This window comes from Thermodesulfovibrionales bacterium (genome assembly GCA_035686305.1).
GTDB lineage: Bacteria > Nitrospirota > Thermodesulfovibrionia > Thermodesulfovibrionales > UBA9159 > DASRZP01.
The window spans coordinates 1-16655 of sequence record DASRZP010000073.1 but is presented as its reverse complement, the minus strand read 5'-3'; the positions used below and the strand labels follow the sequence as shown (position 1 = coordinate 16655).

General features: G+C 51.0%; 19 protein-coding genes. 8 read left to right on the top strand and 11 right to left on the bottom strand.

What is annotated here, in order from left to right:
- From VFG09_08650 to VFG09_08630, 5 genes are all read left to right on the top strand, one after another.
- The coding region (locus tag VFG09_08650; protein ID HET6515216.1) for a hypothetical protein at positions 1–297 on the top strand (297 nt) is incomplete at its 5' end.
- Positions 298–715: 418 nt separating this feature from the next.
- Positions 716–1270, top strand: coding sequence for an exosortase H (xrtH, locus tag VFG09_08645; GenBank protein HET6515215.1), 555 nt, complete (start codon positions 716–718; stop codon positions 1268–1270).
- The gene (locus tag VFG09_08640) at positions 1254–1811 is read left to right on the top strand and encodes a hypothetical protein (protein ID HET6515214.1); all 558 of its coding nucleotides are present in this window, start codon (positions 1254–1256) and stop codon (positions 1809–1811) included. Before xrtH ends, VFG09_08640 begins: the two co-directional genes overlap by 17 nt.
- Before the next feature lie 638 nt (positions 1812–2449).
- On the top strand, positions 2450–2632 hold the full coding sequence (locus VFG09_08635) for a hypothetical protein (protein ID HET6515213.1): 183 nt from the start codon (positions 2450–2452) through the stop codon (positions 2630–2632).
- A gap of 286 nt (positions 2633–2918) precedes the next feature.
- Positions 2919–3269, top strand: a complete 351-nt coding sequence (locus tag VFG09_08630) for a PilZ domain-containing protein (protein HET6515212.1) — start codon at positions 2919–2921, stop codon at positions 3267–3269.
- A 196-nt stretch (positions 3270–3465) separates the two neighbouring features.
- Here VFG09_08630 and VFG09_08625 read toward each other — a convergent pair whose 3' ends face one another.
- On the bottom strand, positions 3466–4947 hold the full coding sequence (locus VFG09_08625; protein HET6515211.1) for a hypothetical protein: 1482 nt from the start codon (positions 4945–4947) through the stop codon (positions 3466–3468).
- Positions 4948–5009: 62 nt separating this feature from the next.
- Positions 5010–5609 carry a hypothetical protein gene (locus VFG09_08620; protein ID HET6515210.1) on the bottom strand — a complete coding sequence of 200 codons (600 nt, stop codon included), beginning with the start codon at positions 5607–5609 and terminating at the stop codon, positions 5010–5012.
- 377 nt (positions 5610–5986) lie between these two features.
- Between VFG09_08620 and VFG09_08615 the strand changes: the two genes are divergently transcribed.
- A complete protein-coding gene (locus VFG09_08615; GenBank protein HET6515209.1) occupies positions 5987–7189 on the top strand; it encodes a hypothetical protein in 1203 nt (400 codons plus the stop codon).
- Positions 7186–8241, top strand: coding sequence for a dissimilatory-type sulfite reductase subunit beta (dsrB, locus tag VFG09_08610; GenBank protein ID HET6515208.1), 1056 nt, complete (start codon positions 7186–7188; stop codon positions 8239–8241). The genes VFG09_08615 and dsrB overlap by 4 nt, the downstream gene beginning before the upstream one ends.
- 48 nt (positions 8242–8289) lie before the next feature.
- Here the strand turns inward: dsrB and VFG09_08605 are convergent, their stop codons facing one another.
- From VFG09_08605 to VFG09_08575, 7 genes are all read right to left on the bottom strand, one after another.
- Complete coding sequence (locus tag VFG09_08605; GenBank protein HET6515207.1) at positions 8290–8754, bottom strand: hypothetical protein; 465 nt, start codon at positions 8752–8754, stop codon at positions 8290–8292.
- Positions 8747–9550, bottom strand: coding sequence for a hemerythrin domain-containing protein (locus VFG09_08600; protein HET6515206.1), 804 nt, complete (start codon positions 9548–9550; stop codon positions 8747–8749). The genes VFG09_08605 and VFG09_08600 overlap by 8 nt, the downstream gene beginning before the upstream one ends.
- A 141-nt stretch (positions 9551–9691) precedes the next feature.
- The gene (locus VFG09_08595; GenBank protein HET6515205.1) at positions 9692–9919 is read right to left on the bottom strand and encodes a chaperone NapD; all 228 of its coding nucleotides are present in this window, start codon (positions 9917–9919) and stop codon (positions 9692–9694) included.
- A 37-nt stretch (positions 9920–9956) separates the two neighbouring features.
- Positions 9957–10763: a 4Fe-4S binding protein gene (locus VFG09_08590; GenBank protein HET6515204.1), complete on the bottom strand. Its 807-nt coding sequence runs from the start codon at positions 10761–10763 to the stop codon at positions 9957–9959.
- Positions 10754–11242, bottom strand: coding sequence for a 4Fe-4S dicluster domain-containing protein (locus tag VFG09_08585; protein HET6515203.1), 489 nt, complete (start codon positions 11240–11242; stop codon positions 10754–10756). Before VFG09_08585 ends, VFG09_08590 begins: the two co-directional genes overlap by 10 nt.
- A complete protein-coding gene (locus tag VFG09_08580; protein HET6515202.1) occupies positions 11229–11462 on the bottom strand; it encodes a chaperone NapD in 234 nt (77 codons plus the stop codon). Before VFG09_08580 ends, VFG09_08585 begins: the two co-directional genes overlap by 14 nt.
- Position 11463: 1 nt before the next feature.
- Positions 11464–13767, bottom strand: a complete 2304-nt coding sequence (locus VFG09_08575) for a nitrate reductase (protein ID HET6515201.1) — start codon at positions 13765–13767, stop codon at positions 11464–11466.
- A gap of 47 nt (positions 13768–13814) precedes the next feature.
- On the opposite strand from VFG09_08575, the gene VFG09_08570 reads away from it, so the two are divergent.
- Complete coding sequence (locus VFG09_08570) at positions 13815–14021, top strand: hypothetical protein (GenBank protein ID HET6515200.1); 207 nt, start codon at positions 13815–13817, stop codon at positions 14019–14021.
- Positions 14022–14209: 188 nt separating this feature from the next.
- Here VFG09_08570 and VFG09_08565 read toward each other — a convergent pair whose 3' ends face one another.
- Both VFG09_08565 and nrfH read right to left on the bottom strand, forming a co-directional pair.
- A complete protein-coding gene (locus tag VFG09_08565; GenBank protein ID HET6515199.1) occupies positions 14210–15697 on the bottom strand; it encodes an ammonia-forming cytochrome c nitrite reductase subunit c552 in 1488 nt (495 codons plus the stop codon).
- A gap of 15 nt (positions 15698–15712) precedes the next feature.
- Positions 15713–16177: a cytochrome c nitrite reductase small subunit gene (gene nrfH / locus VFG09_08560; protein ID HET6515198.1), complete on the bottom strand. Its 465-nt coding sequence runs from the start codon at positions 16175–16177 to the stop codon at positions 15713–15715.
- Between the last annotated feature and the right edge of the window lie 478 nt (positions 16178–16655).

The window sequence follows — 16655 nt, the reverse complement described above, 5'->3', positions numbered from 1 at the left end:
GAAGTCCCCCTCTATACCTATGCTCTTAATGAAGTAAACTTCTCAAGATCAAAAAGAGTCGCTGTCGCGTTTGGCGCCAGCACAATTACACATCCGATAGTCTGGTTCGTATTTCCTGCTTTGATTCCTGATTCATATGTGAAGATGGTTATCGCCTGCGAGACATTTGCTGTCATGGTCGAAGCGGCATATATGCGTATTTTTGGGCTTAGGCGCTATTTCAGCTGGAGTCTCTTAGCAAATGCACTCAGCTTCTGTCTCTCTATTTTATCGCGAAACGTGATTGGTTGGCCCTGATTCTACCAAAGTCGAAGAGAACACTTCTAATAAATATCCTTCCTCAACATATTGCAACAGAATGACGCTTAAAATAAACCATATCTAAACAGAAATCACATTGATTTTGCTATTCTCGATGATAGATCCCATTCGGTGGCGAAGCGACGATCTTTTGAAACTTATCGAGCAACTTTTTTTTCCGATGGTGCTGGGGTTCTGGACATTGCCGTAGTAGTCACCTCTTTTCTTTTGGGTGTCATCCTTTTTTTTGCCACCTATTGGGCAGGAATTGTTTGGACAGGATTCATAGGCGGCATAAAGAAACAAATTAAGGAATTGTAATTACCCTCTCGTTGCCACTGAGGCGACGGAAAAGATAGAGGATGACGGCGGTATGGTATAGTAGTAGACGTTATTTTAGCTTTCTCGAAATGGCATGCAGAAGAAAAGAACCGATAAGGCTGCCAAGGGCGGTAAGGAGAAGAAGACCGGTCGTCCGAGCATCGGCCGCTTTGCGACAACATACCTTGCCCTCATGGGCGGGTTCTTTCTTCTTATAGGGCTCAAACCAATACAGGACATGATCGATCTGAACGGTATCTACACGCAGGGCGTGGTGCGAACCACCTCCGATCTTCTTCGCTTTATGAGCATTCCCTGCAGTTATCAGGGCTCTGTGATCCGTCTGCCGTCAATATCCCTTGATGTCAAGTTCGGATGCAACGGTCTTGAAGCGGTGATGATTTACTCAGTCGCTGTAATAGCATTTCCGTCAACGGCGAAGAAGAAGATCATCGGCATTGCATTAGGCTTTTTCGTTATCCAGGTGATAAACATCCTGAGGATAGCATCGCTGGCATATGCCGCTCTCCACTTCAAAGGCCTCTTTGAATACCTCCATATCTATGTGGCTCAGGGGATGATGATCGCCGTCTCACTCGGACTCTTCTTTCTCTACCTCGATTATGCAAGAAATGATAAGACAGCATAGGCGCGTCATCCTCAAGGCGATCGGTGTCTTTCTTATCTCCTATCTCCTCTTCCTCATCTTTTGGATAACCGTGAAGGATTCCTACGGAAGAGGAACCATCTATGCTGCATCCAAGCTCGTTGCCGGTATCAAGGATGTAAAGTTTCAGGAGATGACCCATGAAAGGGATGGGGTCGAGGTGACCTTCGCCCCTCTGGGACATGGGTCAGATATCCTTATCGACATTCCGGTGAAGATATCCTCCTATACCTTCAATGCCCCTTTGACCTTTGCGATCATGGCTTCACTCTACCCTTTTCTGCGCAGGAAACCCAGGGCGTATGGAGAGGCGCTCTCGCTCCTCCTCTCCGTCCACCTTCTCTATCTCTTCTCCCTCGAGGCTAAGGAACTGACGGATGTTCTGACTGACAGGGCTATCCAAAAATCTGGGACACCGACCACCCTCCTCTATCAGTTTCTCTGGAGCTTTACCGACAATATGGTGATACGGTTTGAGCCTTTTCTCATCGGTCTCTTTCTTTTCCTGAGGTTCCGCAAGTAAGGACGAAGGCTCTCCCACTTGCCTATGCAGAACTCACTGAATATCTTATTGAGGATCTTCTCAGTCGTGACGATCCCCGACTATCGAGAGCATCACATATTTCGATGGCTACAATCTTGAGAGGTTGGTGTTTTGAGATAATAACAGTTACCGATAGAAGTTCTCGCAACAAGATCACGATTGAATTTTCCGAGTACATCTGTCATTAAACAACTAGTGTAATGATTCAGAAGTCCCTTTACATAAGAAACGTCGTAAAGTTCCTTGCCCGTCATTCCCGATGTAGTAATCGGGAATCCATTTTCTTTGGAAAACAAGGGCGCCTGGATTCCCGCCTACGCGGGAATGACACCAAATGCAGTCAAACATATGTAAAGAAGCGTTAGACTCACTACACTAGGGTAGGCTTTTGCCCTAGTAACTCTCGATACAGAATTGTCTCTATTCATTTAGCCATTGAAAGTTCGGAAAGTTCACAGTTCGGAAAGTTCACATTGACAGTCAAGATGCTCCGTGATACACTTTATGAAATGGAGGCTGTCGACAAAGCCATTCTTCCCGCAAGGTAGCTAACTGGTGGCTTTCCATTGAATTCAAATCTTTGCAGTAAGCTGCTTCCATGAAAGGAGGTGTCAAGAATGAAAAAGAGTTATATCCTGTCCTCTGTTGTCTTGGTTCTTTTATTATCGAGCAATGCTTTGGCTCAGCCAGATGATCATTTACTAGTAGACGTCCCGTTCTTTACTCCTTGGGGTGCGCTTCTGACAGCTCTAGGCTTGGGCATATCCGGAGCGTATAATATTTTGAAGCGGAGGAAGTGAGGAAAGCTGAGCGTAAATACTTCCTAGACGAGATAGGGCCATCATTAATACGATAGTGACCCTCTGGAGCGCCTATTATTGACAAGTCTTTTGCGGATGGCTATACGAGAGTTTAATCGGCTAAACTCTTACTGCGCATTAATAATGCTCACAGCGGTCGACGATAAAGCAAATGTCATGAAGGCAATTCAGTTAGGCCGGAATGGATATATCATCAAACCCTTCACGACCGATGTGCTTATTCAAAAAATGAACGCGGTTACGAATAAGTTCGAGAGTAGGTAACATGAGGGAACATGAGCGGATCACCGCAAGTACTCCGGTTTCCCTGAGGTTTAGATCGAACCAGGTTCGCGGGAATCTCATTGACATCAGTCTTGGCGGGCTTTCCAGTTATTTCAGCAGAAAGAACACTCTTCCCCAAATCCTCGAAAAGATCGTGATCGATCTCAAAGACGACGAGGGTCAGCAGCAAGTTTCCGGGATCGAGGGATTCACGATCAGGATACAGGCAGCGGAGGCAGTTCTCGACAGCGAAAGGATAAAGATTGCCGTTAAGTTTCTCGCCATGAGCCCTGAAAAGAAAGAGAGGCTTGAAGCATTCTTGGTTTCGCTGAAAACACATGTTGCAGACTGATTTTCCGTGCCTTATGAACACGTCTACGGTGAACAGTTGCTGCCTAGCTCTGAGGAAATACCTTACCGGCGTTCAAGACGCTTTTTTGTGGCCGAAGAGGTTTTTTATCCTTCACCTGACATGACTTTGTGATGCGAACTTCGCCTTGAGTCCCTATTACTTCAAAATGAGAAAAGCAGAGCATTTAGCCCAAGGATCAATCTGATATTTTCTTCAAAGACAGCAATATAAAATCCCCGTCTGAATAGATGACCTTGCCGAACTGCCCCAGAGAATCATATAGCGAGAGGCTTGTCCTTGAAAAAGCCCTCTTGTAGAGCAGAAAAGCCGGCTGATATTTCCTGATAATCTCCATCCTCTCCTGATTGGTGGTTGCCTGATCAAAAAAATGCACGAGGTCCCTCTTCCTAGCCGCATAATCTGGAACGAAGTAGAACGGATAGGGGTTCGCAATAACCTTGCCTCCAAAGGCAGGGACATACCTGCTCGTTTCCAGGTCTGACAAGACAAGGTCATACTGTCTTACATAGTGGGAAAGGAACGAGTATTTCCGGCTATCATCCCTTTTGTACGCAAGAATATTGAGAATAAAAATAAGGGAGAGCAAGAACATGCCTGCATAACTCAGCTTCACGACTGTGCGCGATAACCACCTGGACTCGAACTGGGCCGCAAGACAGGCAAGGGAGATTTGAAGCATCATCATCATGTGTGATATGACTCTGCCATACCCCCATTGGTTCGAGACATACCCGTAGAAATAAACCATGGCCAAGCCAAAAAAGGTTACGGCTATGGGGTCAAGGATATTCTTCTTCAGCCTGATAGTAAGAATAGGGATACCGACGAGGGCAGGAAATGTTCTCTCGAGGACCTGCTGATACAGCAACCTGCTTTGCCTGTGAAAGTCGGGCGCCTGGCCCGTGATGAGACCGAGAAAGCTGTAATACGGCCAGACAGAGGCCAAGCAGAAAGACATAGCGAAAGCGGCGAAGAGGGTTATAATGTTCCGCAACGAAACCCTCTCCAAATAGCCAAGAGAAAAAGAAACCAAGGCAACGCACATCACGATTGCAGTGGTGGGGTGAGAGAGAAAGACCACGCTCATAACCGGGATGAGCAGCACATAATAGACCTTCTTCCCATTCTTCAGGTAACTCAAGTAAAGCGCGAACGAGGCGAGCATGAGTGCGGAGGCAAAAGTTGAGGGATATGGCAGGACGAAGCCAAGGACAGCTATATGGAAAAATGCGCTCCAGAACCACGGGTCCCCTCCCCAGAGGACTAGGACAAAGAAAAGAGCATAAAAAGATATCGCCTCACCATCACTCTCAAAGAGGCGGACAATGAACCACCGGAATGCGATGAGAAATAAGACGAGATTCGCCAGCCCTACGAGGGCAAGTGAGGATACAGAGTCAAGATTCATCAACCTTGAGATGAGTGCGACCCCGACGCTGTATGGCGAAAAAAAGGCGTGAGGGGCGTCCACGAGAAGTTGGGGGTGCCTTGGCGAGAGGAGGTTTGTGGTAAGCTCCCGGATAACTGCAGCATGCTCCCAAAAATCGCCTAACCAGATGCCGGTGAGTGTGCGAGCAGCCATCAGGATGAAAATGACAGAGGAAAATATCCAATACCTTTTCTGTTTCAGAAAAACATAGGGTTCAAGGGGCTTCATTTCCGCTTTCCTTCCGATGAGATCTGGTTGTAATGCAACAGGTATGGCGCCCCAAAGCATGATCACTCAATTCCCATCTTCTTGAGCGCTTCTTCCGCGATTGTGCCGATATGTTTTCTTGAGACGGAATCGTTCTCATAGAACCATATCTCCCTTTGATCCCCGAGGAAGCCTTTCATCCTTCCCGCCAATTCTTTTATCTGAAGTTCGCCCAATGCCCAGAGAGCCTGTCCTGTCATGCAGACATTCGGCGAATTCAGGAACTCTTCCAGCTCAGGGATGAAGTCGCCGGTCCTGCCCCTGTCGACCTGACAGATTCTGCACATCGCCCATATATACCCCTGACAACTGCACTCGTCTCTCCTGAATCCCCTCAGAAAAAGGATGATCTTCCCTCTGAGGTGCGGCAGGTTCCTTGCCACCTCTCCCAGGGCCTCGGCCGCTCCCCAGCAGCTCATGGTGTCGTCAAAGGCCCTGAAGATGCGTTCCCATCTCTGTTTCATGAGCTCCGGTTCTCTTCTCGCGATCTCTCCCAATGCCTTTGCCGCTGCAAAGCGCCGTGCCATATCGTCATCATAGAGAAGGGATATGATGTTCCGGAGTTTTCCGTGGTCTCTAACAGCCTCCTCAACAAGCAAACTCAGATCACTGCTCTCTTTCATCCCAGCCTGCCGTAACGAAAAATGATGATTAAGATATACCTTAAGAGAGGGTTCCTGTCAATAGTATTCGTCCTGATACGGTGGTAGTCAACCTGCTGCAAACAAGCGTAAGGCAGGCATGGATTGAATCCCTGTATATGCGATGAGTATCCGGAAGTAAGGTCCTCCGAGGACTTCACCGAGAGAGATCTCCCGCATTGAGCATACAGCTGTAGTCGGCAACTATGAAGGGTATCACGCACAGGGCTTCTCACCAAGCCCGCCTTCACGAACAAGATAGTTTTGAGAACAGGAAGGTCACTATATGATACAGATCATATACTATTCGTCGTAATGCAGATAACATTAAGATGGAATAAACCCAAAGGGAGGTACGTATGCCAAATGAATTGTTAACACATCCGGGCGGAGAGTTCACTGCTGAAAAAGAGAGTGAGACCCCGCTCATGGATGCACTCTCGGAAGGCCCTTGGCCCAGCCACGCAAAGGAGCTGAAGAAGACACGCTACCCCCTCATGATGTATGAAGAGGGGATGAGGCAGGGATTGACGCAGTGGGGGCATGGCGGCATGTCATCGGTGCCCGGCCTAGGCTCAGGGGCGATCGCGAGAAAGTCGAGGAGGCCGGACATCATAAGTCATTCACACCTCATTAGGGTGCTCGGTAATCCCGGCAATTTCTATACAACTACGGCTTTCAGAAAGATATGCGAGCTCGCAGACAAGCACGGTGATAGCTCCCTGCATGTGCTCACGACGAACTCCAATATCGAGATCTGCGGCATCATGAACGATGACCAGATGAAGGCCGTCACGCTTGAGCTCAATTCCATGGGCTATGATGTCGGGTCGGCAGGGGACGCGATTCGGAACATCCCTGACTGTATGGGCCCGGCCCTCTGCGAATATGCGACCATGGACGCCCCTCGAATCAAACACTTCATGACGAAGCACTACATCGACGACATCCAGTATCCGAGATTTCCCTTCAAGATCAAGACGAAGATGGCGGGCTGTCCGAATGACTGCGGGAAAGCGCTTCTCCACGGCGACATCGGAATTATCGGCGTCTTCAGGGACCTGCCGAAGGTGGACCAGGAAAGACTCGCAGAGTGGGTCAAGGCAGGCGGCAACATCGAGTGGGTCTGTGACCACTGTCCGCCTGACGCCATGAAGTGGGACGGCAAGAAACTCGAGATCGACGGGGACAGGTGCGTCAGGTGCATGTACTGCATCAACCGGGTGCCTGCCATTAAACCTGGAGATGACCGGGGTGTTGCCTTGACTGCAGGCGGCAAGATGAAGGGGAGATACGGACCGATGAAGGGGAAGGTGGTCTTCCCCTTTGTGAAGGCAACCCCTCCTGACTACCGGGAACTCGTTCAGGCATACGGTAAGATCTGCGAGGTCTATGATGAACACGGCAGAAAAAAGGAGAGGATAGGGGACATGATGCAGCGTCTCGGTTTCGACAAGTTCCTTGAATACTGCGGAGTTGAACCATCTACGATGCATTTCTCTTCACCGAGGAGGAATACCTTTTATCACTGGGACGTCGAAGAGACAGGACGTGCGAAATGAGTAAGGTCGGTGGTGTAGGCGTACCGTCTGTTGAGGAGAATATCCCGCAGGTAATCCTGAAGAATTACGGGAAATGGGACACCCATGAGGTTGTGAGACCGGGAGTCATAAAACGAATCGCAGAGTCAGGCGACGTATGTTATACGGTGAGAACGGCAATGCCGCCTTCCAGGATCAGCGTCGCCTCCATGCTTAATCTTTGTGACCTTGCCGACAGGTACTCGGGAGGGTATTTCAGGATTACCCTGAGAAACTCCTTTGAGTTTGTGGACGTGAATTCTCAGAAGATCGACGAACTAGTAGAAGAGGTGGAGGCGCTCGGATTCCCCGTGGGCGGGACAAAGAACTCCCTCCATAATATCATGGCATGTCCGAGCTGGATTCATTGCAATCTTCCTGCCACAGACTCGCCCGGTATCGCTAAGGCCCTTGGCGACGCGCTCATCGAAGATTTCAGGGATCAAAGGCTTCCTGCATGGCTGAAGATCAATATCGGCGGGTGCGCCAACATAGAAGAGGCGCTCATGGCCGATATCGGCATCATCGGTGTCCACAGGGATCTTCCGATCGTCCTTGAGGACAAGATCAAGATCTGTGAGCAGCCTACGGTGATCCATAGCTGTCCCACAGGCGCCATAAAACCGAAGGGCAAGGAAAGCGTTACGATCAACGCTGAGAAATGCATTCATTGCGGTGCCTGCACGATGCACTGTGAGTCCATATTGACCGGGGATCCGAAACTCGACGGCTTTGCCGTGTCCGTGGGTGGCAAGGCATCCAACACCGGCAGCGGTCCCGATCTCGGAAGAGTCGTCATCCCTTACATACCCAATGACCCTCCCCGATGGGAAGCGGCTGTGAAGGCCGTGGTGCAGATTATGGACGCATGGATAGGGGATGCAGAGCCGGACGAGAGGATCAAGGAATGGATAACCAGGATAGGCTGGGACCGGTTCTTCCGGAAAGCAGGGATCACCGTCAGCATGAAGGACATCGACGGCTTCTACTATGGCAATGAATTTGCGAGGTCTGACTTGAGGTTTGGTTGGTAAAAAAAGAAAGGCTACGGTCCTGGTGACAGGGCCGCAGCCTCCTTGAACTTACAACCATTCCTCTTTCAGGATGTCACCCTGAAGACCGACCACGCTATACTTGATCGGGACCTTCCTGTTCGAATCCTTTGCCGCCTGTTCGGCTATTTTCAAAAGACCAGAGCAGCAGGGGACCTGCATGATCATGATCGTGAGGGTGTTGATCTTGGCGTCTTCGATCCAGCTCTTGATCTTCTCGTAATAGACCTCCTGGCTGCTGTCGAGTTTTGGACACGCTATGGCCAGAGATTTTCCCTTCAGATAGTCGGTATGGTAATTGCCGAGTGCATAGGCGACACAGTCCGCTGTCAAGAGCACGTCCGCTCCCTGATAATAGGGCGCGACGGGCGAGACGAGATGGAGCTGAATCGGCCATTGCCTGAGCTGTGATTGAACCCTTGTTGCAGGAGCATCTTCCTGCGCCTCCTTTGTCCTGAAATCGACTGCCTGTGATCCTGGGCATCCGCTAAACATGTGTTGTTACCTCCTTATGGCTGAATTTTGTTTCGAGCGATCTAATGAACTCCTTCTGCCTGACAGAAGTGTCACTGAATCTCTTGTCGGTCTCAGCAAAACGGGCAAAGAGGGCGCCCACCTGCGACGTCGAAAGGTTTCTGTCCATCCAAGGATAGAGAACCTCATCCTCCTTCCTGATGTGTCCTGCAAGGAGTTGTCCGTATGACGTCAGGTGATCTTCTGCCGACCGGGTGTCTTCTGTCTCGACGGCCTCCATCACCGCCTTTACGTGCCCTCTCCCGATCCTGTGCTCTTCATGCATCGCCTTCACGATTTCGAGACCTTCGTCAAATGCCTTGAAAAGGATATCCTCTTCCTTTGCGTGATGGTAACGGTCGGCATAGGAACGGATGAAGTCGACGACGTCCAAGATGAGGTTCCGGTCCTCCTCCCTTGTCAGATCGAGGTCTTCGAGGATCTGCGGTATGAGGGCGAGGAGCCTTTTGATTACGGTATGCTCGTCCACGAGTGCCTTCATTGCCGGAGAGTATTTTATCTCTCCGCTTGCCATGGGGGCTTTCCTTTCGATCATAGGGACCTCGACCGCCTGGTTGGGGTAGATGACCCTGCTGATCCGCTCCATAAGCGCACGTTCTGCCTCGATGGGGAGATTGTGGACTTCCACAATGTCTTTCAGAAGACATGTGCCGACGTTGCACGGGGCGCAGCCGATATGAAACTCATTGAGGATATCCCCCACCTGAGGAAACTCCCGAATGATCTCCTTGATTCCCTTGTTCAGATACTGTTCCAACGCTTTCCTCCTTTGCCGGACAGGCTTATTGTTCTTGCATCTTCTGATACCAGTTTATAACGACGGTCAGGAGGAGCGCTATGACCTATATCATGCTTGTGAGAAAAGAAGCGGAGAGTGAAGATGGCGTGAAGGATAGGGTCAGAAAGGAAAGGATTCCTGAGAAAAGACGGGATGGATCCCGACCACTCCCTTCATCCCCTGGAGCTCTTTCGCGGTTTCTGTCAGTACGTGGATGTCATCGGTGTCTACGACGAGTCCTATGTGGTTGCCGGTCTGGCTATGGATGGTGATATGGGGAATTCCAGCGAGGGTCTTCGAGAGATTGTCCCGGTATTTTTCCTCCACCTCAACGATAATGCCGGTCATCGTCACCTCCCCTTACGGTTCTGTTTTGCTGCCTCCTTCAGGCATTTCGCGAAAACCTGAAGGAAAGGGGTTTCGCCGGGCCGTTCATCCTTTCACAGGCTGCGACGCAATCGCCACAGTTGTGACAGAGAGGATAGATCTTCCCTCCCATCGGATTCAATCCGAGTTGGCAGGCCTTCACGCACTCGAGGCATTTCATACAGGGCTGTGGCTTATCTCCTCTGTGCACAACCTTGAGGGTCATTCCCAGCCGGAATATCCCGAGAAAACTCCCGATAGGGCAGACGTAGTTGCACCAAAGGCGTCTCGCAAAGAGCATTTCGGCAAGAACGATGGCGCCAATAAGACCCAGTTCCAAGCCGGCCGCGCCTTCATAGACATATCTCACCGGTTGGAGCGAGATGATGCCGGGAGCTGATAGAATTGCCGCGAGGGGGAACCCGGCAAGAGGCGTCAGCAAAAACAGAACCATGAGGATCACGTACCGCGGTTTTGCTGTAACAGGCATGAGAAAGAGCCTTCTCATCCCCGTTTTTCTTGAGAGGAAATCGATGTACTCTGAGATCGTATTCTGCGGACAGATCCAGCTGCAGAAGACCTTCCCGAAGACCAGTGCGAGGCACAGGGGTATGATCATAGAAAGGAGGAGAGTTTTCTCGAAGGAAAGGGTCGAGATGATCACCTGAAAACCGATGAGAGGATCGGCAACGGTGACAGGGCCTATTGCAAGGGAATAGAGGTTTCCCGCAAGAAAGGTTATTCCGTCCCTGCTCAGCAAAGGGATTGCTATTATGAATGCTATCGCCGACACCTGGGTAACCCTTCTGAAGACCGTCAGCCCCATCTCCTGCCCCCTGACTTTACGGTGATCGCTGAAGGTTCAACAGGGCAGACATGCTCGCAGATGCCGCAGCCTACACATTTCTTCTCATCGACGACGGGCCGCAAGGCCCCGTCCAGTGTGATAGCCTCATCAAAGATCGGACAGCTCTGATAGCAGCTCCTGCATATGGTATTCTGCCAGGCGAGACAGTCTTGTTTCTTTACCTGAGCGATGCCCATTCTGACTTCTCGCCTGCTCCTGACGCGGCGATCGAGGGCGCCTGACGGGCATACCGCCGGACATTTCATACAGAGATAACAGGGCATGCCCCGCGGCTTGATTACCGGAGTGCCCGTGGCAGACAATCCGTCCAAGAGTCTTGCAATCTTTATCGACCCATAAGGACAGACCTCAACACACCTGGCGCACCGTATGCACCGGGAGATAAAGAGATGCTCGGGACCGGTGCCGGGGGGTCTCAGCAGGTTACGGTCCCTCATAGCCTCCAGCGTAAACAGGATAGATGCCGATAACATGTTCAATGGCATATATCCGCGTTATTGTCTCCTCCATGCCCGGCATGCCGGCATCCTCTATAACGGCTACGATCCTGTTGTTCTTGACACCATAGACACTCACATTGTCTATGAGAGCGAGGCTCTTCAATACAGCCTCGCTCGAACCCTCCTGAATATCGACAACGGCGCCTGCAACCGGCATACTATGCCTTCTCGATCCTGACGGCACAGATCTTGAATTCGGGCTGTCTTGAAAGGGCGTCGTAGGCGTCTGTGGTAAGGAGATTAATCAGTTTGTCAGGATAATGAAAAGGGACATAGACCATACCGTCCCTCGGCACATCAACCACCTTTGCCTCAATGACGATTGATCCCCGCCTTGAGGTAATCTTCACCTTATCCCTGTGTTTGATACCGATCTTCCGGGCATCGGCTGTATTGATCTCTACATAGGCGGAAGGCGCTGCCCTCTTTAATTCAGGGACGCTGAAGGTCATCGTGCCGGTATGCCAATGCTCGAGCTGTCTCCCCGTGGATAAAACGAAGGGATACTCAGCGTCAGCTGGCTCGGCAGGACCTTTATAGGGCCTGAGCCAGACAGTGGCCCTGTTGCCGTCTGCCTTTGCCCCGTAAAATGAGACATCGATGGCCTGGGGGTCAAACTTCTTCAGAAGAGGGTCGCCGTGCCTGGCCGTGTATCTCCTCATTGTCCCGGGATGGTCTTCTGTCGGGCATGGCCACTGTATTCCGTGGGCTTTTTTGAGTCTCGCCCTTGTCATGCCCATAAAGTCGTAGGCGGTGCCTCTTGAGCACTGGCGGATTTCATTCCATACGTCCTCTGAATTCTTGAAGGCAAAGAGTCTTCTGGCCTCATCCTCCCTGCCGAGGGCCTTCATGATCCGCTGCGCAAAATCTATCATGACCATAAGGTCCGGTCTTGCCTCAGCAGGAGGATCGACCGCCTTTTCAATGTACTGGTACCTTCGTTCGGACTGGCCATAGGTCCCGTCCTTTTCGACCCATAATGCTGCAGGGAGCACAAGGTCTGCAAGCTCTGAGGTCTTTGAGGGATGGTACGCTTCTGATACGACGAGGAAGGTCTCCTTGCCTTCCATGCCCTTTCTGTAAGGATCGAGATTCGGGAGACTCTGGCCGGGGTTTGTGCAGGCTATCCATAGAGCCTTAATTTCGCGTTTGCCGAAGGCCCTGAACATATCGACGGCCGTCGGTCCGGGTTTAGGATGTATCCTTCCCTGGGGAAGACCCCAGAATTTCTCCATCTCTTCTCTGTCCTTTTCATTCGTCACGAGCCTTCCATAGGGAAGGAGGTGGCTGAGAAGCCCGCCATCTCTGACGCCGCCGCATGCGTTGGGCTGGCCTGTAAGGGAAAAGGTTGTCGCTCCGGGCCTGCATATCTGTCCTGTGAGGAGGTGCAGGTTATGGACAAGGTTGTTTGCCCATACTCCCCTTGTCCTCTGGTTCAGTCCCATACACCAGAAGCTTGTCGTCGCCTTTGACCTCGCAAACCACTGCGCTGCCCTGATGATTTCGTCCTTCGGACACTTCGTGACTCTTTCGGCATTCTCGGGCGTATAGTCTTCCAGAAACTTGACGTATTCCTCAAAGGAGACCTTCTCGGGCTTGTCCTCTTTTATCGTCTTGAATACGAGGTGATTGTTCACATACTCTTTGCTATAGAGATTCTCCTTGATGATCACATGGGCCATGGCGTGCAAAATCTCGAGGTCAGTGCCTGGGGTAAAGCTCATGTGAAGATCCGCGATCCTTGCAGAGAGGGTCTTTCTGGGGTCGGCCATGATGATCCTTACGTCCTTGCCTTTCTGCTTTCGTTCATTGAGGAGCGCGAACAACACGGGATGGGCCTCTGCCATATTCGATCCGATAATGAAGAAACAATCGGCATGGTTAATGTCATCATAGGCGCCCATGGGCTCGTCCTTGCCGAAGGTTGAGACATAGCCGACTGCTGCAGATGCCATGCAGAGCCTCGGATTGCCGTCGATATTGTTTGTCCCGAGGCCTCCCTTGAAGAGTTTATTGATGACATAAGACTCTTCGGTGTAAGCCTGCCCGGAACCGTAGAACGCAACGGAATGAGGGCCATGAGCCCTTATGGAGCTTGCAAATTTTTCTGTCATGAGATCCAGAGCTTCTTGCCACGAAATCCGGTTGAAGGAGCCGCCCTTCTTCAGGAGCGGATATTTTGCCCTGTCGCCGGCAGAGAGGATCGGCGGGAGATAATACCCCTTGATGCAGAGAAGTCCTTTGTTCCAGTTGTCCCTGTCTCCCTGAACGGCAACGACCCTTCCTTTCGTGACTCCCACATAAACACCGCAGCCCGCACCGCAGTACCTGCATACGGCCTTGACCCATCTCTCTGCAGCGGCCGCAGTGAGCCCTTCGGGGAGGACGAGGTCAAGCCCAGCGGCAGAGGCTGCCGCAATTGCCGCTGTGTATTTGAGAAGTTGCCTTCTGGTCATGTCCATCACTTGCCCCTTTCCTTGTGAAACCGGGTGCTTGTTGAGTGCCTATCATGGCAGAGAGAGCAGTCTCTCTTCCCTGCAGGGAAATTCTTTTCCACATCGACGACTTGAGAGCCATGGCATCCCCTACACCGATAGATGTCGGGCCTTGCATCGAAGGTTCTGTCCGCAGCACCATGGCAAACGACGCAGCCGACATTTACGAGACCATGTTTTCCGCTCTGCCATTCCTGAGTTTGGGGAGCATGACATTCTGAGCATGGCAGGTCTTCAGGAACGGAAGGATGTTTTCTGGGAGTTCCGGCGGACAAGATTGCCGGAAGAAGAATCATGAGCACTAGGCAAAGCAGGAGTCCTGATTCTTTCATGGTACACTCCTTTAGAGAGATCGGTCGAGGCTGTCGGGAGGGTGCCGAACCTCGGAGATCCGGCACCCTCTCTCGGTCTATTTCGTCTGCGAGACGGTCAGGAGCTTTTCCTGAACGCCGTAAGGGTCTTTGAATTCCACGTCTTTCTGGAATTTCAGTTTCTTCTGCCCCCTCTCGTCGAGGTACTTGTTCAGCTCGAGATTCACCTTTACCGGCACATCGACGCCGGCCTTTGCGAGGGCCTGCCTCAGGATCCCTTCTGCCTTGCCTGCAAAGGCGGTTGCGTCGCCGAGGATCCTCGCTGCCTCCGTCGGATTGTGGAAGCCCACGGAGTTTTCCGCACCCACATAAACGGTGCGATAGAAGGCTTCTTCATAGTAATCCTTGGCCATGTCATAGAGTGACTGGTCGATCTTCTTACCTTCAGCCTGGGCCTTATGGGCGATTTCGAAGAGCTTTGCCACGGTGGCTGTGGCATAACCTGAACGGAGCATGAGTGACGCTGTCCTGTCCTGGATTGTGGTCACCTGGTCCTTCAACCATTCAGGACTCTCGGAGTGGCACTGCATGCATGCCCTCATGTCGTTCTTGAGGGGGCTCATCACGCGGTGATTGGAGACTTTGTATGTCCCGACCTTCGTATAGGGCATGTGGCAGTCGGCGCAGGAGGCTCCGGCCTTCCAATGAACACTGTTGTCCGAGAAGAGTTCGAACTCCGGATGTCTGATGAAGGCCATTTTAAAGCCTGTTACCGTCTGCTTCCATTCCTTGTAGGATTCGTCGCTCCGTATCTTCTTGATGATGTTCTCGATCTTTATATTCCCCCATTTGCTGCCCTGCCACGGGAAGAAGACATTCACCGAATGCATGTCCTTGTCCTTCTGTACCACATACGTGACGTGACACTGGCCGCAGACCGCGCTTCTCATCTCCTGACGGGACAGTTTGTCAGGGTCGACGCCGATATCCTTCAATGCCACCTTGAGCGTGAAGTCTCTCGATAGGCGCAGGGTCATGTCCTTGTTGTCGTGGCAGTCGACACACGCCACACCGAGGGTCCTGTGATTCTCGGGGATGAATTCAAGGACTTCCTTGTACGGTTTTGAGAAGTAATCGAGGCCCTTTTCCCTGGCAAGTTTCGGGGCATAGGGGGTCTTGCAGGTGAGACAGGCCCCGCCCGCCTTTACCCTTGAGGGATCGACTTCGAGTTGGTCGCGCAGCATGTTGGCATGTCCCTTCGGCTCGTTATACTCGACGCCGAATCCCCAGCCGTTAAAGAGCAGGGCCATATAAGGAAACTCAGACAATTTGTCGTACGATACTCGATCTGCATCAAACCCTCTCTTATATTTGCTCTTTCCTGCCGGCTCAGGCTTCTCCGTCATTTTCCACAACTCATATTCTGCAGGATAGGCCTTGCCCCAGTTGGTGGGGTCTATCTCACCTTCTGCGATCTTCACGGTCTTTACCTGCTCGGTCTTCGGGGGAGGACAACCATAGAGGAATATCAAGGTTGCCGCAATCATTACAAACAAGAGCAGAGTTATTCGTTTCCTTTTTTTCATCGCGAGCCTCCTTTTTTATAAGGTTTCTATCGATCCGCTCCTTTTATGCGAGATTCTCCTGTGGCATTCCCAGCATTGCCTCTCGTGGCTGATGAACTCCACTGTGGTCTCATGACACCTGATGCAGTTCTCCTGGAGCACCTTTGCACCGTGAGAGGTCAGCTTGATCTGTTCGGGCACCCTCCCTGAATAGAAGAACGCCACATCTTTGAGGCCGTCAAAGGATTTCCAGATGTAATGGAAGGCCGTATTCTGGTTCGGCAGATGACAGTCCACGCATTTCTTCCTCCTGTGCGCGCCTGCGTGAATCCATGCCTCATAATTCGATTCCATGACGTGACACCCCGAGCAAAAAATGGGTGATTCTGATTTGGCCAGCAGTTTTGGCGGCCCCAGGAGGAGAAAGAAAAGCGCTGCCGCCCCGATCGCCATCACAACAACAGCATACAGAGCCTTTTTCCTTAAACCTTCATTACCCATTCTTTTCACCTCCTTTTCAAGCCGAGATTTCAGAAAAATCTATAATCGGGATGAAGAGCTAATGTCTGTCAAATTTCTCCCTCAGGAGCGGGAAAACAGAAAAAAGAAACACTCTTATAGGTTGTCCAACAGCAAAGAATCTTATAGTCATAATTAATTATAGAGCTGATAATTGTAAATTTGTGGTTAATCTTTGTAAATTTTTTGTAAAAGCCGAGTGACAGAAGGTTCGGGAGGTCTATTCAGGAATGCTCAGAAGTAATTCGGACTGGAAGGTTTCGGGCAATTAATCCATCGTCATGCCGGGAACCGTCATCCGAGGTTTGCGGATTATACGGCTAGACATAATGTATTAAACCTGTCCTACCTTAAGGCACGTGGGTTAAGCTTTAAGGTCGGAAAAACCAAAGGCTCAGAGCCACAATTAAGGAGGACAGGTTATGCATCAGTATACCACGAAGTATGTAGGGATGGATGT